Source organism: Bordetella trematum, from assembly GCF_900078335.1.
Taxonomy (GTDB): Bacteria; Pseudomonadota; Gammaproteobacteria; order Burkholderiales; family Burkholderiaceae_B; genus Bordetella; species Bordetella trematum.
This window is the reverse complement of record NZ_FKBR01000050.1, coordinates 100,861-126,345: the sequence shown is the minus strand read 5'-3', so window position 1 is coordinate 126,345 and position 25,485 is coordinate 100,861. Positions and strand designations below refer to the sequence as shown.

The following is a 25,485-nucleotide window of genomic DNA, read 5'->3' as shown; positions in this document are numbered from 1 at the left end:
ACGCCTCAGTGAGCCAGCAGCAGGTTTTCCAACGTGCGCCGGTAGATGTTCTTCAGGGGATCCAGGCTGTCCAGGGCAACGCGTTCGTTGATCTTGTGGATCGTGGCGTTGCAGGGGCCGAATTCGATGACTTGCGGGCAGATCTTGGCGATAAAACGTCCGTCCGAGGTGCCGCCGGTGGTCGACAGCTCGGTTTGCAGGCCGGTTTCGGCCTGGATGGCGGCGGCCAACGCATCGGTCAGGGAGCCGCGCGGCGTAAGGAAGGGCTCGCCGCCCAGCTCCCATTGCAGTTCGTACTCCAGCCCATGGCGGTCCAGCGTCGCGTGCACCCGCTCACGCAGCGATTCTGGCGTGCTGGCGGTAGAGAAACGGAAGTTGAACAACACTTCGGCTTCTCCCGGCACCACGTTGGTCGCGCCAGTGCCGGCGTTGAAGTTGGAGATCTGGAAGGTGGTAGGCGGGAAATACTCGTTGCCCTGATCCCATTCGGCGGCCACCAGTTCGGCCAGCGCCGGTGCGAACTGGTGCACCGGATTGCGCGCCAGATGCGGATAGGCGACGTGACCCTGGATGCCTTTGATGGTGAGGGCGCCCGACAAGGTGCCGCGACGTCCATTCTTGCAGACGTCGCCCAGTTTGTCGGTCGAGGTCGGCTCGCCCACGATGCAATAGTCCAGTGCTTCGCCACGCGCCTTCAGTGCATCGCACACGATGACCGTGCCGTCGACGGCAGGGCCTTCTTCGTCAGAGGTCAGCAGAAAGGCGATGGAGCCCTCGTGGCGCGGGTGGGCGGCCACGAACTCCTCGACCGCCACCACGAAGGCGGCGATCGAGCTTTTCATGTCGGCCGCGCCGCGTCCGTACAGAAAGCCGTCGCTCTCGGTGGGCGTGAAGGGATCGCTTTGCCATTTGTCGCGCGGGCCGGGAGGCACCACGTCGGTGTGGCCGGCAAACACCAGCACCGGTGCGGCGTCGCCGCGCCGCGCCCACAGATTGGTCACGCCGCCCTGGGCGATGGTTTCGCAATGAAAGCCGATGCGTGCCAGACGCGCTGCCAGCATCTGCTGGCAGTCCAGGTCTTCGGGTGTGACCGAAGGGCGGGAGATCAGGTCTTTGACCAGTTCAAGAACGCTGCTCATCAGGCCCTCAGCAGATCGTTGACGCTGGTCTTGGCACGGGTCTGCGCATCCACGCGCTTGACGATCACGGCGCAGGCCAGGCTGTGCGAACCGTCGGCCGAGGGCAGAGAGCCCGGCACCACGACCGAGCCGGACGGCACCCGGCCATAGGTGATTTCGCCGGTGGCGCGATCATAGATCTTGGTGCTTTGCGACAGGAACACGCCCATCGCAAGCACCGAGTTCTCTTCGACCACCACGCCCTCGACCACCTCGGAGCGCGCGCCGATGAAGCAATTGTCTTCAATGATGGTGGGGTTGGCCTGCAACGGCTCCAGCACGCCGCCGATGCCCACGCCGCCGGACAGATGCACGTTCTTGCCGATCTGCGCGCAGGAGCCTACGGTCGCCCAGGTGTCGACCATCGTGCCTTCGTCCACGTAGGCGCCGATGTTGACGTAGGAGGGCATCAACACCACGTTTCTGGCGATGAAGGCGCCGCGGCGGGCGACCGCCGGCGGCACGACGCGATAGCCGCCGCTGCGGAAAGCCACGTCGCCGAAGCCCTCGAACTTGGTCGGCACCTTGTCATAGAAGGTCAGGGGGCCATTGCCCATGACCTGGTTGTCCTGCAAGCGGAACGAGAGCAGTACGGCTTTCTTGATCCATTGATGGACGACCCAGGCGCCGCTGGACTTGTCGGCGACACGCAGGCGACCGTGATCCAGCGCGTCGAGGGTGTGCTCGACCGCTTCGCGGATTTCGGCGTCGGCATGGGCGGCCGTCAGCGCGGCGCGATCTTCCCAGGCTTGTTCGATGGTGGTTTGCAGGTCCAGAGTCATGCTTTTCTCGGCTTAGGGGGGGGTCAAAATTCAAACATAGGTTCGGGCGTGGCGGGCAATGCGTTCGGCTGCTTCCACGCACTGAACCAAAGGGGCGGCCAGGGTCAGGCGCATGCGGCCTTCGCCGGGATTCACGCCATGGGCCTGGCGGCCTAGAAAACTGCCGGGCAGCACCGTCACGCCGGTGCCCCGATACAAGGATTGCGCGAAGGACGTATCCGGCCCCGGCGTGGGCGCCCACAGGTAAAAGCCGGCTTGCGGGCGGCGCACATTCATCACGTGCTGCAGAATGGGTAACACTGCATCGAAGCTGGCGCGATACTCGCGTCGATTTTCGACGACATGGGCCTCATCCGTCCAGGCCGCCACACTGGCCGCGTCGATGGCCGGGCTCATGGCGCTGCCCTGATGGGTCCGGTACTGCAGGAAACGCTCGATGAGGCGCGCATCGCCTGCCACGAAACCGGAGCGCATGCCGGGCATGCCGGAGCGCTTGGACAGGCTGGCAAACACCAGCAGGTTGGCGTAATCATCGCGGCCCTGGCGGCGGGCGGCCTGCATGGCGCCCACCGGAGGGTCATCGAAATAGATTTCGGAATAGCATTCGTCGGCGGCGATCACGAAACCATGGCGGTCGGAGAGCGCGAACAAGGCCTGCCATTGAGCCTCGGACGTGACATTGCCTGCAGGATTGCCGGGCGAACAGACAAAAACCAGTTGGGTGCGCTGCCATACTGCCTCAGGAACCGAATCCCAGTCGCTACCGAAGTCGCGTGCCGGGTCGGCGTTCAGGTAGTAGGGCGTGGCGCCGGCCAGCAAGGCCGCGCCTTCGTAAATCCGGGGCGCGGGGTTGGGGCATAGCACCATGCCGCGGGCCGTGGCATCGACGATCCGTTGCGTGAAAGAGAACAGGGCCTCACGCGAACCCTGCACAGGCAGAATCTGGCGTTCGGGGTCGGGTGCGGGGATGCTGTAGCGCCCCGACAGCCACTGCGCAATCGCTTCGCGCAGCGCCAACGTCCCCCGGACAGAGGCGGGCGCTGAAAACCCTTCGAGCTGCGCTGCCAGAACCCGGGCGATGGCTGCGGGCGTTGCGCGCGCGGGTTCGCCGCAAGACAAGTCAATGGGAGCCAGACCGGGAGGCGGCGCTCCCGCATCGGCCAGCAGGGCCCGCAACTGCTCGAAAGGATCGGGGTGCAGCGCACCCAGTCTGGGATTCATAAGCAAGATTTTAACAAGCAAGCTACAATAGCGGGCTTGCCTTTGCGAAGGTGGCGAAATTGGTAGACGCACCAGGTTTAGGTCCTGACGCCGTAACAGGTGTGCGGGTTCGAGTCCCGCCCTTCGCACCATTTTTGCTTTGAAATCAGTGGCTTAGCTTCGGATTTGCTGTGGGTTTCAAAGAGGTCGGCAGTTGTTGGCATGGGAATGGCAGCATTTCGTCAACAATGTCCGATGCGTCCATGGGGCGGGCCGCTAGCCGGTCCGCTTTTCGGGACGAAGTAAACGCGCCATCGAGCGCGGCGTGAATCCAACACGCCGCGCTCGATGGCGCGTTTTTTTTGCTTGCGATCCATGGATTTTTGAGGGGGGCGGGCGATGTCTGTCCGGGCAGCCCGATTGGTCTAATTGGTAACGTTGCTATCTTTCACTGCCCAGGTAGTCCATAGTCGGGGCAGGGATACGTTTCCCTGCCAACTTAGGAAAGACATTGAAAACTGAAACGGGTGTAGTGAAGTGGTTCAACAACGACAAGGGCTTTGGCTTCATCATGCCGGAGTCGGGTGGTAAAGACCTCTTTGCGCACTACTCGGAAATCGTAGGCAGCGGCCACAAGTCGCTCGAGGAAAACCAGCGCGTCTCGTTTGTTGCTGGTATGGGCCAGAAGGGTCCCTGCGCGACCAAGATTGAAGTGATCTGAGCCTCGGCCGCCTGACGGCGGCGGTTCAGCTTTGGAGCCGACCTGGGCCTGGGCCCGGTCGGCTCTTGTCATATCCGGGGTGGGGGTTCTGCCGCCACGGGCTATTTTCTCGGATGTGGCCTATGCTCGCCAGGTTGCTGCGGCACTCTGCCGCGGCCATCCGTTGATCAAGAGAGGTTGCAATGGATAAGAAAGAGAGTGCACCGAAGAAAGGCAAGCCGCAGCGGGCTGAGCCGGCGCCGGGCAAGGGCGGCTGGCCGGCACAGGCTCCCAATGCCGGTATCAGGCGCGCAAGCGCGGCGCACGACAGAAAGCCGGTGGGTCGAGGCGCCTCGCGCGGGCGTTGAGCCTCGGGTTTCCTTCGTTGCGGCCGTCCGGCCTTCGGGCCGTGGCCGCGGCGGTGCATCACTTCAGTCGGTGCGCCGTTCAGACTGTCTGAGCCCCCTGGCATGGCGGAGAGTCTTAAGATTGCGGGCGGCCTGGAAAAAAGGCCGCAAGCGGGTCCGGGAAAGGGCAGGAGCGCCATGAACAAAATTGTATGTGCCGCAGTGGCGATGCTTGCCGGCTGCGGGGCGGATGAGGGGGCGGCCCCGCCCTCCGTGGGTATGGCCAATCCTGCCTCGGTCTACTGCATCGAGGCAGGCGGCCGGCTGGAAATTCGTCAATCCGGCTCAGGGCAGGTGGGAATTTGTCGCCTGGCCGATGGGGTCGAGATCGAAGAGTGGGCCTTGTATCGACGGGATCTTCCCGCAGCGCGCTGACCCGTGATGTTGCGGTTCCGCCTCGGGGCGTCTCCCGCAGACGCTTTCGCTTGGTGCCGGGGAAAAAGTACGGTAGACTTCTTCCCGGATGCATGAAGAGCGTTTTGGACGCTTAGGCTCATGCACCAGTCTATTGGAATCAACCACTTTGCGTGTTTGGTTTGGGGTCCGGAAAGCGGGCCAGGTGGTTGGTTGATTGAAGCAGTTCGCCGGGGCGGCGCCCCAAATCCCTACAGAATGTCCTGCCGGAGCGCTTTCGGCTACCTGCAAGGCCTCAGATGGCTTTTGGCGGGTGCGTGGGCGCGCCGTCGTTCCGCATGTGGCGCTGCCACAAGCCGGGATGCTGCGGCAGCGTCGTCATCTCTTTCTCCTGTCTTCTGGCTCGATGGCCTGGTCACCCTGTGGCGGTGGCCGGAAGTCGCGTGAGCGCTCTGCGTCGAGCCCATCGCTCTGGCGCAGAATGGGTTCGCTGCGGCCCAAAGATGGGTTAAACAGTCTTATATTTACTCAGTTCCATATTCGTTTCATATTGCTCCAATATTGCCTGAATATAATGCGTCTGGCCGCGAGCGTCGGCATTATGGGCGGGCCTGTTTCTTTATGGAAAACTGAGCCCATGGAGGGTATCTGAATGGAAATTCACAGCCGTCAGACCGGCGAGTTTGAATATGGAGTAAGCCTGCTGGCAGAGTGTGATGGCGCCAGTTTCGCTGTCTACCTGGTGCTGGGCGCCCCGGATCTCGATGCCATTGCCGACATCGTGCCACCGGAGGCTCTGGCAGAGGGGGCGGCGATCCATGCGGCATCGGTGGATGCGGTGGGCAGCGCCCAGGAGCAGATCGACGAGGTGCTCGAGAACATGAACCCGACGGATGTGGTGGTGTTCTTCTGCGCCGATGCGGACTGCTTCGCGGCGGCACTCGACTTGCTGGGAGTGCCCATAGAAGAATGAATCTCGTGAGCCGATGAATACCATAGTCGGCTTACGCTTTTATTGATTAATCGTAAATCGGACGGGTACAAAGAATGTGCAGAGAAAGGCTGCGAGTTACTGCAGTTTCTATTTGTTGCATACTTCCGACGCATTTTTATAGATTATCTTGACTTGGAGTTGGGACTTAAGGATAGTTGCGGTACGAGAGATCAAGTGTCGCGATATTTGTTCAGTGCCGTGCCTGTTCCGGCGAACGTTATTGTTCTACTGTCCCCTCCTTGATTGCATCGTGGTCCCCGGGTGCTTGGCACTCATTAAATCTTAGGAAATACAGTATGGAAACCGGCGTCGTTAAGTGGTTCAACGCGGAAAAAGGTTATGGCTTTATCACCCCGGAATCGGGTGGTAAGGATCTGTTTGCGCACTTCTCGGAAATTCAGTCCAACGGTTTCAAGACCCTGGAAGAAAACCAGCGCGTGAGCTACGTCACCGCCATGGGCCCGAAGGGTCCGCAGGCCACCAAGATCCAACTGATCTAATGGTCTGAAAGGCTACTAATCGAAGCCGACGGAAAGCCCCGCAAGGGGCTTTTCTGCATTCTGGAGCTGATCCATGTCTGACTTGAACTCTGTGACACCCGCTGCGGTTGTCGATTTCTGGCGCGAAGCCGGGCCTGCCGCCTGGTTTGCCCGCGATGCAGCATTTGATCGTCGTTTCCATGATCGTTTTCTGGCGGCGCACTACGCGGCGGCGCGCGGCGAGTTGTCCGCCTGGGAGGAGACGCCCGAGGGCGTGCTGGCCTTGCTTATCCTGCTGGATCAGTTCCCCCGCAATGCTTTCCGTGGCACCGGGCATATGTTTGCGACCGACGGCCTGGCCCTGGCGATCGCACAGCGCGCGGTAACGCGGGGCCTGGATTTGAAGGTGCCCGAGGCAATGCGCGCATTTATTTATCTGCCATATGAACATGCCGAGAACTTGGTAGCCCAGGATGAGGCCATCAGATTAATGAGGCCATTGGGCGGCGAATTGCTGCGCTACGCGGAAATTCACCGGGATGTTATTGCCAGGTTCGGGCGCTTTCCCCATCGCAATCCAAGTCTGGGCCGCGCAACCAGCGAAGAAGAACAAAATTTTCTCGACAATGGCGGATTTTCGGGATGATCCTATTATCCTTCTTCAGCGTTTTCGGGATGCGTTTTAGGGCGGCATGGTAACCAGCCGTGTCGGTCGGTAAGGCGCTTGCCGAAGCCGAAAAAACACTTTGACCGTTGCGTAAATGCCCTCATACACTGGGGGCAGTCGCCCGGACATCCGGCGCAGGGCGGTCATGCTTCGTTTGCATGCCTCGTGCCGACCCAGGCGTTTCGCGCGCGAGCGCCTTGCCTCGAGGAGTCGTCATGACAACGGGCATCGTAAAGTGGTTCAACGCTGAGAAGGGCTATGGTTTCATCCTGCCGGATGACGGCGGCAAGGAGTTATTTGCCCATTATTCGGAAATCCGCAGCGACGGTTACAAGTCATTGCAGCAGAATCAGCGCGTGTCGTTCGAGGTGGGGCAGGGGCCCAAAGGCCCCAGCGCCAAGCAGATCATGATTCTGGGGTAGCCCGCGGCGAGGAGCCGGCGGCGTCCCGGGACGCCGCCGGGTGGCCCGGCTGGGGATGCGGCTGCAATCTTGGCTGCCCTCGGCGATGCGGCCGGTGCTGGGCGTTGCCGACCAGGCGGTCGACATAAGCGATGCCGATGGCCGACAGAATGAACACCACGTGGATGATGGTCTGCCACATCACCCCGGTTTCGGTAAAGCGTGCCAGGGGAGATCCCAGGTTGCCCGCCTCGATGAAGGTGCGCAGCAGGTGGATCGACGAAATGCCGATGATGGCCATGGCCAGCTTCACCTTGAGGACGCTGGCGTTGACGTGGTTGAGCCATTCGGGCTGATCGGGGTGGTTTTCCAGACGCAGGCGCGAGACGAAGGTTTCATAGCCGCCCACGATGACCATCACGAGCAGGTTCGAGATCATCACGACATCGATCAGTCCTAGAACGAGCAGCATGATCTCCATCTCGCCGAAGCGGTGCGCTTGCGAAAGGAGATTCCAGAGTTCTTTCAGGAACAGCAGGACGTAGACGCCCTGGGCCACGATCAGCCCAAGGTAGAGCGGCAACTGCAGCCAGCGCGAGCTGAAGATGAGGGCAGGCAGGATGCCTGGACGGGATGGGGAGCGTGGGTTCATGAGTGCGGGGCGTGGGTTGGGAGTCAAGGCGGCGCGAATTTTCTATACTTCCGTGGCTCGCGTCCCTGGTCGCCTATGGCAATCCGACCGATTCACTAACCCTGAAGCGGGTGCTTCGTCCCTCCGATGAGGGGGGCTTGAAGCCGTCGGGCGACTTTCCGGTAAAATTGCCGGTTTATCTGGTTCGTTTTCTTCATATCTTTCGGAAAATAGGTCTCTTAATGCAGCCTGTGGTAGAAACCCTCTCCGGCCTCGAGCGCCGTGTTGATCTGGCCATCGCGGTGGCCGACGTAGAAAAGGAAGTCCAGGCGCAGCTCAAGCGCGTGGCCCGTACCGCCAAGGTACAGGGCTTCCGTCCCGGCAAGGCGCCGATGGCCATGCTGGAACGCACCCACGGCCCGAGCATCCGCTACGATGTGATCAACGCCGAAATCGGCCGTGCCTTCGAGAAGGCTGTCGAAGGCGCCAAGCTGCGCGTGGCCGGCAGCCCCTCGCTCGAACCCAAGACGGAAGGCGTCGATGAGGGCACGCTGGCCTTCTCCGCCACCTTCGAGGTGTATCCCGAAGTCGCCGTGCCGGCGCTGGGCGAACTGGCCGTTACGCGCTACACCACCGACGTGAGCGACGCCGAAGTCGACAAGACCCTGGAAATCCTGCGCAAGCAGCGCGCCACCTACGAAAGCCGCGAGGACCGCGCTTCGCAGGACGACGACCGCGTGGTGCTGGACTTTGCCGGCACCATCGACGGCGTCCCCTTCGAAGGCGGCCAGGCCGAGAACTTCCCGTTCGTGCTGGGTCAGGGCCGCATGCTGCCCGAGTTCGAAGAAGCTGCGCGCGGCATGAAGGCCGGTGAAACCAAGGTGTTCCCGCTGAGCTTTCCCGAGGACTACCAAGGCAAGGAAGTCGCCGGCAAGACCGCCGAGTTCACCATCACCGTCAAGGAAGTGGCCGAGCCCATCCTGCCGGAAGTCGACGCCGAATTCGCCCGCGCCCTGGGCCAGGCCGATGCCGATGTCGAGAAGCTCAAGGCTGACATTCGCAGCAACATCGAGCGCGAGGTCAAGGCCCGCTCGCAGGCCCGCACCAAGACCAGCGTCATGGACGCTCTGGTCGGCGCAGCTGCCTTCGATGTGCCCAAGGCCCTGATCGACAGCGATGTGGAAAGCCGCATCGCCCAGGCCCGCGAAGAGCTCAAGCAGCGTGGCGTGCCCAATGCCGACAGCATGCCCATGCCGGCCGAAGTGTTCGCTGGCGAGTCCGAGCGCCGTGTGCGCCTGGGTCTGCTGGTGTCCGAACTGGTCAAGCAGCAACAGCTGCAAGCCAAGCCGGAGCAGGTGCGCGCCCGTATCGAAGAGTTTGCCCAGAACTACGAGCAGCCGGCTCAGGTCGTCAGCTACTATCTGGCTGACCGTCAGCGCCGCGCCGAGATCGAGGCGATCGTGCTGGAAGACAACGTGGTCGACCACGTGCTTGGCAATGCCAAGGTCACCGAAGAGAAAGTACCCTTTGATCAGCTGATGGGGATGGCGTAACAATGCAGCGATTTACCGATTTCTATGCGGCAATGCACGGTGGCGCGTCCGTGACGCCCACTGGCCTGGGTTATATCCCGATGGTGGTGGAGCAGTCCGGCCGTGGCGAGCGCGCCTATGACATTTACTCGCGCCTGTTGCGCGAGCGTCTGGTGTTCCTGGTTGGCCCTGTAAACGACAACTCGGCCAACCTGATCGTCGCCCAGTTGCTGTTCCTGGAATCGGAAAATCCCGACAAGGACATCTCCCTGTACATCAACTCGCCTGGCGGTTCGGTGTATGCGGGGATGGCCATCTACGACACCATGCAGTTCGTCAAGCCCGATGTGTCCACCTTGTGCACCGGGCTGGCCGCCAGCATGGGCGCCTTCCTGCTGGCCGCGGGCACCAAGGGCAAGCGCCTGTCGCTGCCCAACTCGCGCATCATGATTCACCAACCCTCGGGCGGCGCCCAGGGCCAGGCCACGGATATCCAGATCCAGGCCAAGGAAATCCTTGAGCTGCGCGAGCGCCTGAACCGCATCCTGGCCGAGAATACCGGTCAGTCGATCGAACGCATCGGCATCGACACGGAACGTGACAACTTCATGTCCGCGGAAGATGCGGTATCGTATGGTCTGGTAGACAAGGTCATGTCCCGCCGGGAAGACGTCTAAAAACGTCTGCTGCCGGCCTGCTGACCCTGCTACCAAGTCCGATAAGCGTTGAATGCCCCTCTTGCCCGCAAGAGGGGCATCCTCCACCAGAGACCAGAAACATATATGTCCGAAAAAAAGGGATCGGCAGACGCAAAGGTGCTGCATTGCTCTTTCTGCAACAAGAGCCAGCATGAAGTCCGCAAGCTGATCGCAGGTCCGTCCGTATTCATCTGCGATGAGTGCATCGACCTGTGCAACGAGATCATCCGCGAAGAGGCGCAAGCCACCGCTCGCGCGGCGATCCGCTCCGAGTTGCCCACCCCGGCCGAGATCAAGACCTTCCTCGACCAGTATGTGATCGGTCAGGCGGGCCCCAAGCGCATGCTGGCGGTCGCGGTGTACAACCACTACAAGCGCATCCGCCACGGCGAGATCAAGGGCGACGAGGTCGAGCTCTCCAAGAGCAACATCATGCTCATCGGGCCGACCGGCTCGGGCAAGACCCTGCTGGCCCAGACGCTGGCCCGCATGCTGAATGTGCCGTTCGTCATGGCTGATGCGACTACGTTGACCGAAGCCGGTTACGTTGGCGAGGATGTCGAGAACATCATTCAGAAGCTGCTGCAAAGCTGCAATTACGATGTCGAGAAGGCGCAGCGCGCCATCATTTATATCGACGAGATCGACAAGATTTCGCGCAAGTCCGACAATCCTTCCATCACCCGCGACGTCTCGGGCGAAGGCGTGCAGCAGGCGCTGCTCAAGCTGATCGAAGGTACGGTGGCCTCGGTGCCGCCGCAGGGCGGGCGCAAGCATCCCAACCAGGATTTCGTCCAGGTCGATACGACCAGCATCCTGTTCATCGTCGGCGGCGCCTTCGATGGCCTGGAAAAAGTCATCCGTGACCGCACCGAAAAGTCCGGCATCGGTTTTTCGGCATCGGTCAGCGCCAAGTCCGAGCGTGGCGTGGGCGAACTGTTCGGCGAGGTCGAGCCGGAAGATCTGATCAAGTTCGGTCTGATCCCCGAACTGGTCGGCCGTTTGCCGGTAGTTGCCACGCTCGACGAGCTGGACGAAGCCGCACTGGTGCAGATTCTCACCGAGCCCAAGAACGCCCTGGTCAAGCAGTTCCAGAAGCTGTTTGCCATGGAGGGCGCCGAGCTGGACGTGCGTCCCGAGGCGCTCAATGCGATTGCGCGCAAGGCGCTCAAGCGCAAGACCGGCGCGCGCGGCCTGCGCTCCATCCTGGAGTCGTCCTTGCTGGACACCATGTATGAGCTGCCTTCGCAGGGCAATGTGGCCCGGGTGGTGCTCGACGAGGCCGCCATCGATGGCAAGGGAAAGCCCTTGCTGATCTATGCCGATGAGGCGTCCGAAACCGGCAAGCCGGCCGAGGGCGAGGTCCGAGACGCGGCAGCCTGAGGCTGATTGGCAGGCAAAAAACCCGTCTTGCACGGGTTTTTTGCTGTCAGGCCGCCTCAAGGCCAGAAAATCACCTAGGGTGAGCACGGGGGCGGTCACCTGAAGACGCAGCATGCAGATACTTTTTTTGCATTCGGTACCGTCTTCCCGGGCTGTCTCTTGATTTATGGGATATCGTTCCCATATCAGACGTAACCGACGCCATCCTTGCGAGGCCATGCGTCCCTCTCTTTTTTTCTGAGGAACTCCCTATGTCTGCAAGCCAGACCCTGCCTTCAGATCCGATTGACCTGCCGCTGCTTCCCTTGCGCGACGTGGTGGTGTTTCCGCATATGGTCATCCCGCTGTTCGTGGGCCGTCCGCGCTCCATCCGGGCGCTGGAAGTGGCCATGGAGGCGGGCAAGAGCATCATGCTGGTGGCGCAGAAGTCCGCCGGCAAGGATGACCCGACCCCCGAAGATGTCTACGAAATCGGCTGCGTAGCCAGCATCCTGCAGATGCTCAAGCTGCCCGACGGTACCGTGAAGGTGCTGGTGGAAGGCGCCCAGCGTGCGCGCATCGACAGCGTGCAGGACGCCGAGTCGCACTTCACCTGCCAGGTTACGCCGGTCGCTCCCGACACGTCTGCCGGCCCCGAGGCCGAAGCGCTGCGCCGCGCGATCGTGGCGCAGTTCGAGCAGTACGTGAAACTGAACAAGAAGATTCCGCCCGAGATCCTGACCTCGCTGGCCGGAATCGATGATGCCGGCCGCCTGGCCGACACCATCGCTGCCCATCTGCCCCTGAAACTGGAGCAGAAGCAGAAGATGCTCGAGGTGGTGCCGACCGCCGAGCGCCTGGAGGCCCTGCTGGCCCAGCTGGAAACCGAAATCGATATCTTGCAGGTCGAGAAGCGCATTCGCGGCCGGGTCAAGAAGCAGATGGAAAAGAGCCAGCGCGACTACTACCTGAATGAGCAGGTCAAGGCCATTCAGAAGGAATTGGGCGAGGGCGAAGAGGGCGCCGACATCGAGGAGCTCGAGAAGAAGATCATCGCTGCCGGCATGCCGAAAGAGGCGCGCAAGAAGGCCGACGCCGAGCTCAAGAAGCTCAAGCTGATGTCGCCGATGTCGGCCGAAGCCACGGTCGTGCGCAACTACATCGACACCCTGGTCAATCTTCCCTGGAAGAAAAAGAGCAAGATCAACAACTCGCTGGACAACGCCGAGCGGGTGCTGGATGACGACCACTATGGCCTGGAGAAGGTCAAGGAACGCATCCTGGAGTATCTCGCCGTGCAGCAGCGCGTGGACAAGGTCAAGGCGCCTATCCTGTGCCTGGTCGGCCCTCCGGGCGTGGGCAAGACCTCGCTGGGGCAATCGATCGCCAAGGCGACCAACCGCAAGTTCGTGCGCATGGCGCTGGGCGGTGTGCGCGACGAGGCCGAGATCCGTGGCCACCGTCGCACCTACATCGGCTCGATGCCGGGCAAGATCCTGCAGAACATGTCCAAGGTGGCCGTGCGCAACCCGTTGTTCCTGCTCGACGAGATCGACAAGCTGGGCATGGACTTCCGTGGCGACCCTTCGTCGGCGCTGCTCGAGGTGCTGGATCCGGAACAGAATCACACCTTCCAGGATCATTACATCGAGGTCGATTTCGATCTGTCGGATGTGATGTTCGTGGCGACCAGCAATACGCTGAACATCCCGCCGGCGCTGCTGGATCGCATGGAGGTCATCCGTCTGTCGGGTTACACCGAAGACGAGAAGATCAGCATTGCGCGCGACCACCTGCTGCCCAAGCTGATGAAGAACAACGGCCTGAAGGAAGGCGAGCTGGCGGTTGACGAAAGCGCGCTGCGTGACATCGTGCGCTACTACACCCGCGAAGCGGGCGTGCGCTCGCTGGAACGCGAAGTGGGCAAGATCTGCCGCAAGGTGGTCAAGCAATTGCTGACCGCCAAGGGCGATGCCGAGCGTCCCGTCAAGGTCAATGCCGAGAACCTGGACAGCTATCTGGGGGTGCGTCGTTATACCTTCGGCATGGCGGAAAAGGAAAATCAGATCGGTCAGGTGACCGGCTTGGCCTGGACCGAGGTGGGCGGCGATCTGTTGACCATCGAAGTGGCGGACATGCCGGGCAAGGGCAACATCCAGCGCACCGGTTCGCTGGGCGACGTGATGAAGGAGTCGGTCGAAGCGGCGCGCACGGTCGTGCGTTCGCGGGCCCGTCGCCTGGGCTTTGCCGACAGCGTGTTCGAAAAGCACGACATGCACGTGCACGTGCCGGAAGGCGCCACGCCCAAGGACGGTCCGTCGGCAGGGATTGCCATCACCACTGCCATGGTTTCGGCGTTGTCGCGTATTCCGGTGCGCGCCGATGTCGCCATGACCGGCGAGATCACCCTGCGCGGCGAAGTGCTGCCGATCGGCGGCTTGAAGGAAAAGCTGCTGGCAGCGCATCGCGGTGGCATCAAGACTGTCCTGATCCCGGAAGAGAACGTCAAGGATCTCGCCGAGATTCCGGATAACGTCAAGAACTGTCTGGAGATCGTGCCGGTGCGCTGGATCGACAAGGTGCTCGAGGTCGCGCTGGAGCGTCTGCCGGAGGCCCTGTCGGAAGACGAGCCGGTCAAGGAGCCGCTGGTGGCCAAGCCCGTCGAGTCGGGCGACCCGGTCATCAAGCATTAAGCCCGAGCGCGATATACCAACCCGCCATGCGCAAGCGTGGCGGGTTTTTTATCGCCTTTTTAATGCCGCTGTGTGTGCCTGACCCTAGCCAGCCTCGCCCTGCAGGCCGGATTGGCGCAGCACGGTCCTGGCCAGCAGCCTGAGGGTGGCGGCGCAGGCATTGGCTGCCGGCGAGAGCACCGCCTCGCGCGCATAGGCCAGGCCCAGGTCCATGGAGGGCACGGCCGCTGACATGGCGCTGCGGTGGATGCGTCCGCCATCATGCGACCACGGACGAAAGACCAGATCCGAGAGGATCGTCACGCCCACGTTCTGCGCCACCAGGCTGCGGACGGCCTCGATGGACTTGCTGCGGAACACCACCTTGGGAGTCAGTCCGGCCGCGCTCCAGTAGCGGTGGACGGTTTCCACATGCTCGTCCATATCCAGCAGGACGAAGGGGAGTTCGGCGATCTCTTCCAAGGTCACGTCCTTGCGTCCGGCCAGGGGATGATCCAGCGCGGTCCACAGACGGCGTTCGGATTGCAGGAGATTCTCGCGATGAATGTCGGGTGCGGGCGAGAGGTTGGACACCAGCACCACGGCCAGATCAAAGGCCCGGGTACGCAATCCTTGCTCGATCTCCAGGCGGTCCAGTTCGACAGGCTCGAACTCGACTTTGGGGAGCTGGCTGCGCAGCGCGGCAATGATCTTGGGCAGCAGGTATTCCGACACGGTATCGGTAATGGCGATGCGCAGCGATCCTTCCACCGGCGATACGGAACTTTTGGTTTCCTCGATTGCGCTGTCCAGCGAATGGAGGATGTGTTGCGCGTGACGTAGAAAACCCTCGCCCTGCACAGTCAGTCGAAGTCCGCCGGCATGGCGGGTGAACAGCGCCACGTTCAGCGCTGATTCGAGATTCTTCAGTGAGGAGGTCAGCGAGGGCTGGCTGACATAACAGCGTTGCGCGGCGCGCGATACCTGGCCTGTCTGGGCGGCCGCGACGAAGTGCTGCAATTGCTTGATGGTCACTGTCATATGTCGGGCCTATATTGGTTTATAGATTTAAAGAATTATAAATAATCCAAAGGGATCGATAGCATCTAATCCCTCTCGCTTTCGCCGAGAGGGCAGGAACGGCAACAGTTCCGGACATTGGAGACAAACCATGCTTTCGTCATCAAAAATACCTACGGAGTCCTCGCGCTCGGCGGCTTGCCCGGCCGAGGACGCCGCCTCTGCGGGCTTGTTGAGCCGCCTGGGCTTGCGCTTTACCGCCTGGGCCGAGCGCTGGTTCCCGGATGCCTTTGTCTTTGCCGCGATTGCGGTCGTGGCGGTGGCATTGGCCGCCATGCTCAACGGAGCCAGCCCGCGCGCCGTGGCGCAGTCTTTTGGCGACGGGTTCTGGAGCCTGATCGTTTTCACCATGCAGATGGCGCTGGTGGCGGTCGGTGGGTATGTGGTGGCGACCTCGGCGCCGGCGGATCGCCTGATCCGGCGGCTGGCAGCCATCCCGGTGTCGGGCCGCCAGGCCGTGGCCTATGTGGCCACGGTGAGCATGATTCTGTCGATGTTCAACTGGGGTGTGTCGCTGATCTTCAGTGCCCTCTATGCGCGCGCTCTGGCGCGGCGCACCGAGTTGCGCATGGATTACCGCGCCGCTGGCGCTGCGGCCTACCTGGGCATGGGTGCGACCTGGGCCCTGGGCCTGAGTTCATCGGCTGCGCAGTTGCAGGCCAATCCGGGCAGCCTGCCCAAGAGCATTCTCGATATTACCGGCGTGATTCCTTTCGGGCAGACCATTTTCCTGTGGCAATCGCTGGTGATGGCCCTGGTGTTGATGATCGTGTCGGTGGCGGTGGCGATGTGGTCGGCCCCGTCTGCCGGCAATGCCGTCACCGCCCAGGATCTGGGTGTGGACCTGGCCGACGAACGGCCCGCGTTGCAAGCCAGCGACAAGCATCGGCCCGGTGAGTGGTTCGAGCGCAGCCCCTTGCTGACCCTTTTGCTGTGCGCCCTGGGTTTCGGTTGGCTGGCGCAGGAGTTCATGGCCAAAAGCCCATTGGTGGCGATCTCGGGCCTCAATACCTACAACCTGTTGTTCCTGATGCTGGGCATGCTGTTGCACTGGCGTCCGCGCAGTTTTCTGGATGCCGTGACCCGCGCCGTGCCGTCCACGGCCGGCGTGATCATCCAGTTTCCGCTGTATGGCGCCATCGCGGCCATGCTGACGGCGGCGAAGGGCTATGGCGGGGTGACGCTTTCGGATCGCATCGCCCATGTATTCGTGAGCATTTCCAATACTGATACCTTTGCCGTGGTCATGGGGGCGTATTCCGCCGTGCTGGGCTTTTTCATTCCCTCCGGCGGGGGCAAGTGGATCATCGAGGCGCCCTACGTGATGCAGGCGGCCAACGAGTTGCAGGTGCATCTGGGCTGGGCGGTGCAGGTCTACAACGCCGCCGAGGCGTTGCCCAATCTGATCAATCCGTTCTGGATGCTGCCTTTGCTGGGGGTGCTGGCGCTCAAGGCACGTGACATCGTCGGCTTTACGTTTCTGCAACTGCTGGTGCATACGCCGCTGGTGCTGTTTCTGCTGTGGTTCCTGGGTCGTACCCTGGAATACGTGCCGCCGGTGATGCCTTGAGCCTTGCACGAGACCGGGTATGACGGAGTTCAAGCAGGGCTTCTGCACGCTGTGTCGTTCGCGCTGCGGCACGATCAACGAGGTGCAGGACGACAGCCTGGTGGCGGTGCGACCCGACCCCTCGCACCCGACCGGCCAGGCCATGTGCATGAAGGGCAAGTCTGCGCCGGAGCTGGTGCACAGCCCGCATCGGGTGCTGTATCCGATGCGGCGCACGCGTCCCAAGGGGGACCCGGATCCTGGCTGGGTGCGGATCAGTTGGGAGGAGGCCCTGGGGGAGACCGCCCGGCGCCTGGGCGCCATCCGCGCCGAAAGCGGCCCGGAGGGCGTGGTATTTGCCGTGACGACGCCCAGCGGTACGCCGCTGAGCGACAGCATCGACTGGATCGAGCGTTTCGTGCGGCTCTTTGGCAGCCCCAATATCTGCTACGCCACCGAGATCTGCAATTGGCACAAGGATTTCGCCCATGCCTTCACCTTTGGTTGCGGGATGCCGCCGGCCGACTATGCCGAGGCTGAGCTGATCGTCCTTTGGGGGCATAACCCGGCCAATACCTGGCTGGCCCAGGCCAATGCCCTGAGCCAGGGGCGTGCGCGCGGGGCGCGCATGATCGTGGTCGATCCGCGGCCGACGGCCCTGGCCCGGCAGGCCGACGTCTGGCTGCCGGTGCGCCCAGGCACCGACGCCGCGCTGGCGCTCGGTTTGATGCATCTGCTGATCACGCAGGCGCGCTATGACACGGCCTTTGTGCACGATTGGACCAATGCCCCGTTGCTTGTGCGCGCCGATAGCGGCGATTTTCTGTGCGAACGCGAATTGTGGCCGCAGGCGCAGCATGATCGCTTCGTGGTGTGGGACGACACCCTTCAGGCGGCGGTGCCGTATGACACGCGGCAGGCCGCAGCCGATCAGGGGGGAGGGTTCCGGCTGCGTGGCGAGTTTCGCCTCATGACAGAGAGCGGGGCAGCGCTGATCTGTCATCCGGTTTTCGAGCTGCTGGCCCGCGCCTGTGCCGATTATCCGCCCGAGACGGTGGCGCACATCACAGGCGTGCCGCCGCAGGTCTTGCGCCAGGCCGCCGATCTGTTCGGGTCCTTGCGCCGCATTGCCTATCACGCCTGGACGGGGATTGGTCAGCATACCAACGCCACCCAGTCGGAACGCGCGGTAGCCACCTTGTACGCCTTGTGCGGCAGCTTCGACCGCATCGGGGGAAACCGGGTGCGCCTCGGTCCGCCGGTCAATGCGGTCAATAGCCTGGCGTTGTTGCCGCGCAGCCAGCGTGACAAGGCGCTCGGCCTGCAGGCCCGTCCGATCGGCCCGGCGGCCCACGGATGGGTCACGGCGGCCGACACGTATCGCGCCATTCTGCACGGGCAACCCTACCGGGTGCGCGCCATGATGGCCTTCGGTACAAATCTGCCGGTGTCCCAGGGCGATACGGCCGAGGCGCAGCAGGCCTTGGAGCAACTGGAGTTCCATGTCCATCTGGACCTCTTCGAGACCCCCGCGGCGAAGTATGCGGACATCCTGCTGCCGGCCAATACTCCCTGGGAGCGTGAAGGCCTGCGGGTCGGCTTCGAGATCAATGATCGCGCCGCTGGCTGGGTGCAATTGCGCCAGCGCATGGTGACGCCGCGCGGCGAGTCGCGTTCGGATAATGAGGTGCTGTTTGACCTGGCCGTGCGCCTGGGCATGGGAGAGCAGTTTTTCCACGGCAGCCTGGAGGCCGGCTGGAATCACATGCTCGCGCCGCTGGGGCTGGATGTGGCCCGGCTGCGCCAGCATCCGGAAGGCCTGGCTTGCCCCGTCGATGCGGCCGAGCGGAAATTTGCCCGCGCCGACGATGGGGGTGTGCACGGCTTCGATACGCCGACCCGGCGCGTCGAGATCTATTCCGAACGCCTGCTGCAGCATGGCCAGCCTGCGCTGCCGACTTTTGTCGAACCGGCGGATTCTCCGCGCGACCCCCGCGCCACGCGCCAGGGCCGCTTCCCCTACGTGCTCAGCTCGGCCAAGAACGGCTTCTATTGCCACAGCCAGCATCGCAGCCTGGTATCCCTGCGCAAGCGCGCGCCGGATCCGGTGGTGGAATTAAGCCCGGCGCTGGCCAATGCCAAGGGCATTCTGGAGGGAGACTGGGTGCGGTTGCGCACCCGCGTGGGCGCGGCCCGTTTCGTGGCCCGCCTGACCCCGCAGCTGGCCGATGACGTGCTGGTCGCCGAGTTCGGCTGGTGGCAGGGTTGCAGCGAGCTGGACCGCGAAGCACTGACGCTGCAGGGGGCGGGCGGCAGCAACTTCAACGCGCTCATCTCGGCCGATCGCTGTGATCCGGTCAGTGGCTCGGTGCCGCATCGCTCTTTTCTTTGCAATGTCGACCTGGATCCGGCAACTGAATTGCGTCAGCGCCGCTGGCAGGGCTACCGGGCATTTCGCGTCAGCGCTTTGCGCGAGGAGGCCGAGGGGGTGCTGGGCATTCACTTCGAGCCGCTCGAGGAAACGGCATTGCCCGACTACCGGCCCGGCCAGCATATCGAGTTGCGCCTGGAGCAGGGCGAGGGCGGGTCGCTGTCGCGCGCCTACTCCCTGACCGGAGCGGCCGAGGTGGCCGGGCGGCGCGGTTACAGCATCGCAGTGCGCCATCAACGCGGGCGGGACGCCGATGGCATGCCCTTCGAGGGGCGCATGTCGGGCGCCTTGCACCGTTGTCTGAAGGTGGGCGATCGCGTCATGCTGCGCGCTCCGTCCGGGGGGTGGGTGGTGCCGCGCCGCTCGCCGCAACCGCTGTGCCTGATCGCCGGGGGGATAGGCATCACGCCGTTCGTCAGTTTGCTGGAGTCCCTGCCTGACGACGCCGAGGGCCCGGAAATCTGGTTGTACTACGCCAATCAGAACAGCCGCACGCATGCCTTTCGCGCCCGCATCGCTCAGCACCGCGCCCGCCTGCCGCACCTGCACGTACGGGATTTCTATACCTCGCCGTTGCCCGGGGACAGGCCGGGAATCGATTTCGACGATAGCCGTTATATCGACGCCAGCGTGATCGATGACGTTCTGATCGCGCAGCGCGCACGGTTCTATATGTGCGGCCCGCCGGCCATGATGGATGCCGTGAGTGCAGGGTTGCGCGCGCGTGGCGTACCTCGTTTCGACATCTTCTCCGAAGTGTTCCGTTCGCCGCCGCCGCCTGTGGCTGGTGGTGATCAGCGTTTTTCCGTGCGCTTCGCCCGATCACGCAAGGAGGCGGCGATATGGACGCCAGGCGAGGGCACGTTGCTGACTTTCGCCGAATCGCTGGGCGTGCAGATGGCGGCCGGCTGTCGTGTCGGCCAGTGCGAAAGCTGTGCGGTGCAGTTGCTGGCGGGCAAGGTGCGCCACCTGCATGGCGGCGAGCCGGAAGACCCCGCTGATTGCCTGGCTTGCCAGGCAGTGCCGACCGACGACATCGTCATCGACGCCTGAGCGTCTTCTCTTTCTTCCGTCTTTACGAGGTGGCCGACGCCATGAAGTTCATCGATACCGAAAACACCCGCCGCGCCCTGGCTTTCGAGCGCCTGATTCCCGCCCTCAAGGAGATGTTCGTGGCCGGTTGCGAGGTGCCCCTGCGACATACGCATACCCTGCACCCGCCGGGAGCGCCATCGCCGCGCACCGTCCTGATCATGCCGGCCTGGCAGCCCGATCGTTATCTGGGCATCAAGACCGTCAATATCTTTCCGGAGAACGGGCAGCGTGGCCTGCCCGGGTTGTACTCGACCTATCTGTTGTACGACGGTGCGACCGGCGAGCCTCTGGCTCAGATCGATGGCAATGAGATCACCTCGCGTCGCACGGCGGCAGCCTCGGCGCTGGCGGCGTCCTATCTGGCCCCGGAGGCGGCCTGCCGGTTGCTGGTGCTCGGCTGCGGCCGGGTCGGCAGCCTGATCCCCGAGGCCTATCGGGTGGTGCGCCCCATCGAGCACGTGAGCGTCTGGGATCGCAATCCGCAGGCCGCGCATGCCATGGCCGAGCGCGTGCGCCGGCAGGGCATGCGAGCCGAAGTGGTCGGGGATCTGGCTCGGGCGGCCGGTCAGGCCGACATCGTCAGCTGCGCCACGCTGGCCAGCGCGCCCGTGCTGCAGGGGGCGTGGCTGGCGCCGCACGCGCATCTGGATCTGATCGGCAGCTTCACGCCGCAGATGCGCGAGGCCGATGATGCCTGCTTTGCCGGGGCAAGGCTGTATGTCGATACCCAGGAGGCATTGCAGAAAAGCGGGGAATTGCTGGGGCCTATGTCGCGCGGCATATTTCGGGCCGAAGACGTGGCGGGGGATCTGGCGGGCCTGGCAAGCGGACGGGTGAGGGGGCGGCAGCCCGGCGAAGGGCGTACGGTATTCAAGGCGGTGGGAACGGCGCTGGAGGATCTGGCCAGCGCCATTCTGGTGTACGAGGGTTGAGGCGCAGGCAGCGCCCCGTTCTCAGTGCAGGGTCTGGGTGCGGATCAGGCCGACGGCGATGCCCTCGAGGGCGAACTCGTCAGCCGGCGTGACCACGATGGGTTTGAACTCGGGATTTTCCGGCAGCAGTTCGATCCGGCTGCCCTGGCGTTGCAGGCGCTTGACGGTGACATCGTCGCCCAGGCGGGCGACGACGATCTGGCCGTTGCGGGCTTCGGCCGTACGCTTGACGGCGAGCAGGTCGCCTTCGAGGATGCCGGCGTCGCGCATGCTCATGCCGCGAACCTTGAGCAGGTAATCGGGAGCCTGGGCGAACAGCCCGGGATCCACGCCGATCTCGCGTTCGATGTGTTCGGTGGCGAGAATGGGGCTGCCTGCAGCCACCCGTCCGACCAGTGGCAGTATCAGCTGCGACAGGGTGGCCAGGGGGCCGGCGCTGCCAGGAGCGGGGGCGCTGTCTTTGAGGCGGATGCCGCGCGAGGCGCCGGCGGTCAGTTCGATGGCCCCCTTGCGCGCCAGCGCCTTCAGGTGATCTTCGGCGGCATTGGGCGAGCGAAAGCCCAGCGCCTGCGCGATTTCCGCGCGCGTGGGCGGAAAGCCGGTGCGGGCGACGGTCTGCCGGATGAGGTCAAGAATTTCCTGCTGGCGTTCCGTGAGTTTGGTGGCCATGACGTGTCCCTATGATGGCCCGGGCTTGCACAAACCGCGGACTGTATGTATATACAGCGAGATTCTGGGGGACGTAGCAGAAAATTGCAAGCCTTGAACAGGGCAGGCCGATGCGGCCAGCCCTGAATGACCAAGCCCACGCGGCCTGAAGGCGGCGTGGGCTTGGCGGTGCAGGGGCCTTGCGGCGCCCGGCGCGGTTACTTCAGGACGGCGGCGATGGCGGCAGCGACCTTGTCGATGTTGCCGCTATTGAGGGCAGCCACGCAGATGCGGCCGCTGGAGACGGCATACACGCCATGCTCTTCGCGCAGGCGGTCGACCTGCTCGACGGTCAGGCCGGAGTACGAGAACATGCCGCGCTGACGCAGCACGAAGCTGAAGTCCTGGGCGGCGCCCTGGGCCTTGATCTTCTCGACCAGTTGCTGGCGCATCAGGCGGATGCGGTCGCGCATGGCGGCCAGTTCCTGCTTCCATTCGGCCATCAGTTCGGGCGTGTTCAGCACTGCAGCCACCACCGAGCCGCCATGGGTGGGCGGATTGGAGTAGTTGGTGCGGATGACGCGCTTGAGCTGGCTCAGCACGCGGCCGGCTTCTTCCTTGCTGCCGGCCACCACGGTCAGGGCGCCCACGCGCTCGCCGTACAGCGAGAAGGACTTCGAGAACGAGGAGCTGATGAACATGGTCATGTCCATGCTGGCGAACAGGCGCACCACGGCGGCGTCCTGCTCCAGGTCTTCACCGAAGCCCTGGTAGGCGATGTCCAGGAACGGCACCAGATTGCGGGCCTTGACGACCTCGGCGATCTGCTTCCATTGCTCGAACGTGGGGTCGACGCCGGTCGGGTTGTGGCAGCAGGCGTGCAGCACGACGACGGTCTGCTCCGGGGCGGCCTGCAGGGCAGCCAGCATGGCGTCGAAGTTCAGGCCGCGGGTGGAGGCGTCGTAGTAGGGATAGGTCTCGACGGTGAAGCCGGCGCGCTCGAACAGGGCGCGGTGGTTTTCCCAGCTCGGGTCGCTGATCATGACCTTGGACTGGGGCAGCAGCTGCTTGAGGAAGTCGGCGCCGATCTTGAGCGCGCCCGTGCCGCCCAGGGCCTGGGTGGTCAGGACGCGGCCTTCGGCGGCCAGGGTCGAGTCGGCGCCCAGCAGCAGGGTCTGCGCGCCCTTGTTGTAGGCGGCGATGCCTTCGATGGGCAGGTAGCCGCGGGCGGTGGCGGCATCCAGGCGGGCCTGTTCGGCCTTGCGGACGGCGCCGAGCAGCGGAATTCGGCCTTCGTCGTCGTAGTACACGCCCACGCCCAGATTCACCTTGTCGGTGCGGGTATCGGCATTGTATTGCTCGTTAAGACCAAGAATGGGGTCGCGCGGGGCGAGTTCGACGGAGGCGAAGAGGGTGCTCATGAGACTCAGGTTGAGTGGGTGGACGCAAGTTCGTGTGCTGTGGATAATGGTAGGTTTACCCTCGGACAAGTCTAGCATGACAGATCCCGGATACGTGGAATTTCCCGGTAGTCCGTTTCAGCTCTACCAGCCTTATCCGCCTGCCGGCGACCAGCCGGCAGCCATTGAGGCGCTGGCCGATGGCATTGCTGATGGGTTGATGTACCAGACGCTGTTGGGCGTGACCGGCTCGGGCAAGACCTACACCATGGCCAATGTGATCGCCCGCCTGGGGCGTCCGGCGCTGGTGCTGGCGCCCAACAAGACGCTGGCGGCCCAGCTGTATGCCGAAATGCGTGAGTTCTTCCCTCGCAATGCGGTCGAGTATTTCGTCTCTTATTACGATTACTACCAGCCCGAGGCCTATGTGCCGACCCGCGACCTTTTCATCGAAAAGGATTCGTCGGTCAACGAGCACATCGAGCAGATGCGTCTGTCGGCCACCAAAAGCCTGCTGGAGCGCCGCGACACGGTGATTGTGGGGACCGTGTCGTGCATCTACGGTATTGGCAATCCGGGCGATTACCATGCCATGGTGCTGATCCTGCGCACGGGCGACCGCATTTCGCGGCGCGAGGTGCTGGCGCACCTGGTGGCGATGCAATACACCCGCAACGATGCCGATTTCACGCGCGGGGTATTCCGGGTGCGCGGCGAAACCATCGATATCTTTCCGGCGGAAAGTCCCGAGCTGGCCTTGCGACTGACCCTGTTCGATGACGAGGTCGAGACGCTGGAGCTGTTCGATCCGCTGACCGGCAAGGTGCGCCAGAAGCTGCCGCGCTTTACGGTCTATCCGGGCTCGCACTACGTCACGCCGCGCGAAACGGTGCTGCGCGCCATCGAAACCATCAAGGAAGAGCTGCGCGAGCGGCTGGCCTTCTTCACCCAGAGTCATCAGCTGGTGGAGGCCCAGCGCCTGGAGCAGCGCACCCGCTTCGATCTGGAGATGCTGCAGGAGCTGGGCTTTTGCAAAGGGATCGAAAACTATTCGCGGCACCTCTCTGGGGCCGCTGCGGGCGAGCCGCCGCCCACGCTGATCGACTACCTGCCGGCCGATGCCCTGATGTTCATCGACGAAAGTCACGTGACCATGGGCCAGCTGGGCGGCATGTATCGGGGCGACCGGGCGCGCAAAGAGACGCTGGTGCAGTACGGCTTTCGTCTGCCCTCGGCGCTGGACAACCGGCCTTTGCGGCTGGAAGAGTTCGAGGCGCGCATGCGCCAGTGCGTGTTCGTCTCGGCCACGCCGGCCGATTATGAACGCCAGCATGCCGACAACGTGGTGGAGCAGGTGGTCCGCCCGACCGGTCTGGTCGACCCGCAGGTCGAGGTGCGCCCGGCCCATACCCAGGTCGATGATCTGCTGGGCGAGATCCGCTTGCGGGTGGGCCAGCAGGAGCGGGTGCTGGTGACCACACTGACCAAGCGCATGTCCGAGGACCTGACCGACTATCTCAGCGAGCACGGTGTGCGGGTGCGCTACCTGCACTCGGATATCGACACGGTCGAGCGGGTCGAAATCATCCGCGACCTGCGGCTGGGGACGTTTGACGTGCTGGTGGGCATCAACCTGCTGCGCGAAGGGTTGGACATCCCCGAGGTGTCGCTGGTGGCCATCCTGGATGCCGACAAGGAAGGTTTCCTGCGCTCTGAGCGCAGTCTGATCCAGACCATCGGGCGCGCCGCGCGCAACCTGAATGGTCACGCCATCCTGTATGCCGACCGCATCACCGATTCGATGCGTCGCGCCATGGATGAAACCGAGCGCCGGCGCAACAAGCAGTTGCAGCACAACCTGGATCATGGCATTACGGCGCGCGGCGTGAACAAGGCAGTGCGTGAATTGATCGACGGCGTGATGGCGCCGGCGGGCTCCAATGATGCATTGCAGCAGGCGGTGCCCGCCGAGGCGCTGCTCGACGAGAAGGCGCTGGCGCGTGAAATCAAGCGCCTGGAAAAACTCATGATGGATCATGCCCGGAACCTGGAGTTCGAGCAGGCGGCGGCGGCTCGCGATGCGCTGACCGCATTAAAGAATCGTGTGTTGCTGGATGGCGCGGTGTGATTTTCGGGGGCCCGTGCGCGGCATGCGCCGGGCCGTTGTATGAATATTTCTGAGTGCGTCAAGAGTGCATTTAGAAATTATCCGGAAAGACGTTTAAAAACATCAGGACTGACTTTTACATATTAACGCAAGCTATTGAATTGAAAGAAAAATTCAATGCATTCG

At 63.1% G+C, this 25,485-nt stretch carries 21 protein-coding genes and 1 tRNA gene; 15 read left to right on the top strand and 7 right to left on the bottom strand.

Annotated features, from left to right (window positions below):
• Nucleotides 1–5 precede the first annotated feature (5 nt).
• The 3 genes from dapE to dapC are packed head-to-tail and all read right to left on the bottom strand — an operon-like array spanning nucleotide 6 to nucleotide 3,181.
• On the bottom strand, nucleotides 6–1,139 hold the full coding sequence (gene dapE, locus A7V84_RS19950; protein ID WP_033533986.1) for a succinyl-diaminopimelate desuccinylase: 1,134 nt from the start codon (nucleotides 1,137–1,139) through the stop codon (nucleotides 6–8).
• On the bottom strand, nucleotides 1,139–1,960 hold the full coding sequence (gene dapD / locus A7V84_RS19945; RefSeq protein WP_033533987.1) for a 2,3,4,5-tetrahydropyridine-2,6-dicarboxylate N-succinyltransferase: 822 nt from the start codon (nucleotides 1,958–1,960) through the stop codon (nucleotides 1,139–1,141). The genes dapE and dapD overlap by 1 nt, the downstream gene beginning before the upstream one ends.
• Before the next feature lie 30 nt (nucleotides 1,961–1,990).
• Nucleotides 1,991–3,181: a succinyldiaminopimelate transaminase gene (gene dapC / locus A7V84_RS19940; RefSeq protein WP_063492090.1), complete on the bottom strand. Its 1,191-nt coding sequence runs from the start codon at nucleotides 3,179–3,181 to the stop codon at nucleotides 1,991–1,993.
• Between the two features lie 44 nt (nucleotides 3,182–3,225).
• Between dapC and A7V84_RS19935 the strand changes: the two genes are divergently transcribed.
• The 7 genes from A7V84_RS19935 (at nucleotide 3,226) to A7V84_RS19905 (ending at nucleotide 7,183) form a co-directional block, all read left to right on the top strand.
• Nucleotides 3,226–3,312 (top strand) — tRNA-Leu (locus A7V84_RS19935).
• A gap of 359 nt (nucleotides 3,313–3,671) precedes the next feature.
• A complete protein-coding gene (locus tag A7V84_RS19930; protein WP_025517498.1) occupies nucleotides 3,672–3,881 on the top strand; it encodes a cold-shock protein in 210 nt (69 codons plus the stop codon).
• A 524-nt stretch (nucleotides 3,882–4,405) separates the two neighbouring features.
• Nucleotides 4,406–4,642, top strand: a complete 237-nt coding sequence (locus A7V84_RS19925; protein WP_063492091.1) for a putative hemolysin — start codon at nucleotides 4,406–4,408, stop codon at nucleotides 4,640–4,642.
• Between the two features lie 631 nt (nucleotides 4,643–5,273).
• Nucleotides 5,274–5,594, top strand: a complete 321-nt coding sequence (locus A7V84_RS19920) for a hypothetical protein (protein WP_025517497.1) — start codon at nucleotides 5,274–5,276, stop codon at nucleotides 5,592–5,594.
• A 317-nt stretch (nucleotides 5,595–5,911) separates the two neighbouring features.
• Complete coding sequence (locus A7V84_RS19915) at nucleotides 5,912–6,115, top strand: cold-shock protein (protein WP_012417169.1); 204 nt, start codon at nucleotides 5,912–5,914, stop codon at nucleotides 6,113–6,115.
• Between the two features lie 73 nt (nucleotides 6,116–6,188).
• Complete coding sequence (locus A7V84_RS19910) at nucleotides 6,189–6,740, top strand: DUF924 family protein (RefSeq protein WP_025517496.1); 552 nt, start codon at nucleotides 6,189–6,191, stop codon at nucleotides 6,738–6,740.
• 236 nt (nucleotides 6,741–6,976) lie between these two features.
• Complete coding sequence (locus tag A7V84_RS19905; protein ID WP_025517494.1) at nucleotides 6,977–7,183, top strand: cold-shock protein; 207 nt, start codon at nucleotides 6,977–6,979, stop codon at nucleotides 7,181–7,183.
• Here the strand turns inward: A7V84_RS19905 and A7V84_RS19900 are convergent.
• On the bottom strand, nucleotides 7,167–7,814 hold the full coding sequence (locus A7V84_RS19900; protein WP_082833000.1) for a TIGR00645 family protein: 648 nt from the start codon (nucleotides 7,812–7,814) through the stop codon (nucleotides 7,167–7,169). The genes A7V84_RS19905 and A7V84_RS19900 overlap by 17 nt on opposite strands.
• Before the next feature lie 221 nt (nucleotides 7,815–8,035).
• Here A7V84_RS19900 and tig point away from each other — a divergent pair, with 221 nt between their 5' ends.
• The 4 genes from tig (at nucleotide 8,036) to lon (ending at nucleotide 14,078) form a co-directional block, all read left to right on the top strand.
• A complete protein-coding gene (gene tig, locus A7V84_RS19895; protein WP_025517491.1) occupies nucleotides 8,036–9,346 on the top strand; it encodes a trigger factor in 1,311 nt (436 codons plus the stop codon).
• 2 nt (nucleotides 9,347–9,348) lie between these two features.
• Complete coding sequence (gene clpP, locus A7V84_RS19890; protein ID WP_025517488.1) at nucleotides 9,349–10,002, top strand: ATP-dependent Clp endopeptidase proteolytic subunit ClpP; 654 nt, start codon at nucleotides 9,349–9,351, stop codon at nucleotides 10,000–10,002.
• Nucleotides 10,003–10,107: 105 nt separating this feature from the next.
• On the top strand, nucleotides 10,108–11,406 hold the full coding sequence (gene clpX, locus A7V84_RS19885) for an ATP-dependent Clp protease ATP-binding subunit ClpX (RefSeq protein ID WP_025517487.1): 1,299 nt from the start codon (nucleotides 10,108–10,110) through the stop codon (nucleotides 11,404–11,406).
• A gap of 251 nt (nucleotides 11,407–11,657) precedes the next feature.
• Entirely contained in the window at nucleotides 11,658–14,078 is a 2,421-nt protein-coding gene (gene lon / locus A7V84_RS19880; protein WP_025517485.1) for an endopeptidase La, read from the top strand.
• Nucleotides 14,079–14,162: 84 nt separating this feature from the next.
• On the opposite strand, the gene A7V84_RS19875 is transcribed toward lon, so the two are convergent.
• Nucleotides 14,163–15,098 (bottom strand): LysR family transcriptional regulator, encoded by a 936-nt coding sequence (locus A7V84_RS19875; protein WP_025517484.1) that lies wholly within the window; start codon nucleotides 15,096–15,098, stop codon nucleotides 14,163–14,165.
• Nucleotides 15,099–15,228: 130 nt separating this feature from the next.
• Between A7V84_RS19875 and A7V84_RS19870 the strand changes: the two genes are divergently transcribed.
• From A7V84_RS19870 to lhpI, 3 genes are read left to right on the top strand one after another with little or no spacing between them, the layout of a single operon-like run.
• Nucleotides 15,229–16,707, top strand: a complete 1,479-nt coding sequence (locus A7V84_RS19870; RefSeq protein ID WP_051348314.1) for a short-chain fatty acid transporter — start codon at nucleotides 15,229–15,231, stop codon at nucleotides 16,705–16,707.
• A 19-nt stretch (nucleotides 16,708–16,726) separates the two neighbouring features.
• Nucleotides 16,727–20,170: a molybdopterin-dependent oxidoreductase gene (locus A7V84_RS19865; RefSeq protein ID WP_063492093.1), complete on the top strand. Its 3,444-nt coding sequence runs from the start codon at nucleotides 16,727–16,729 to the stop codon at nucleotides 20,168–20,170.
• A gap of 41 nt (nucleotides 20,171–20,211) precedes the next feature.
• Nucleotides 20,212–21,144 (top strand): bifunctional Delta(1)-pyrroline-2-carboxylate/Delta(1)-piperideine-2-carboxylate reductase, encoded by a 933-nt coding sequence (lhpI, locus tag A7V84_RS19860; protein WP_063492599.1) that lies wholly within the window; start codon nucleotides 20,212–20,214, stop codon nucleotides 21,142–21,144.
• 21 nt (nucleotides 21,145–21,165) lie between these two features.
• Here lhpI and lexA read toward each other — a convergent pair whose 3' ends face one another.
• Together lexA and A7V84_RS19850 are read right to left on the bottom strand one after the other, a co-directional pair.
• Nucleotides 21,166–21,813, bottom strand: coding sequence for a transcriptional repressor LexA (gene lexA / locus A7V84_RS19855; RefSeq protein WP_025517478.1), 648 nt, complete (start codon nucleotides 21,811–21,813; stop codon nucleotides 21,166–21,168).
• Between the two features lie 197 nt (nucleotides 21,814–22,010).
• Nucleotides 22,011–23,213, bottom strand: coding sequence for an amino acid aminotransferase (locus A7V84_RS19850; RefSeq protein ID WP_025517476.1), 1,203 nt, complete (start codon nucleotides 23,211–23,213; stop codon nucleotides 22,011–22,013).
• 76 nt (nucleotides 23,214–23,289) lie between these two features.
• On the opposite strand from A7V84_RS19850, the gene uvrB reads away from it, so the two are divergent.
• A complete protein-coding gene (gene uvrB / locus A7V84_RS19845; RefSeq protein ID WP_063492094.1) occupies nucleotides 23,290–25,320 on the top strand; it encodes an excinuclease ABC subunit UvrB in 2,031 nt (676 codons plus the stop codon).
• Nucleotides 25,321–25,485: the final 165 nt, after the last annotated feature.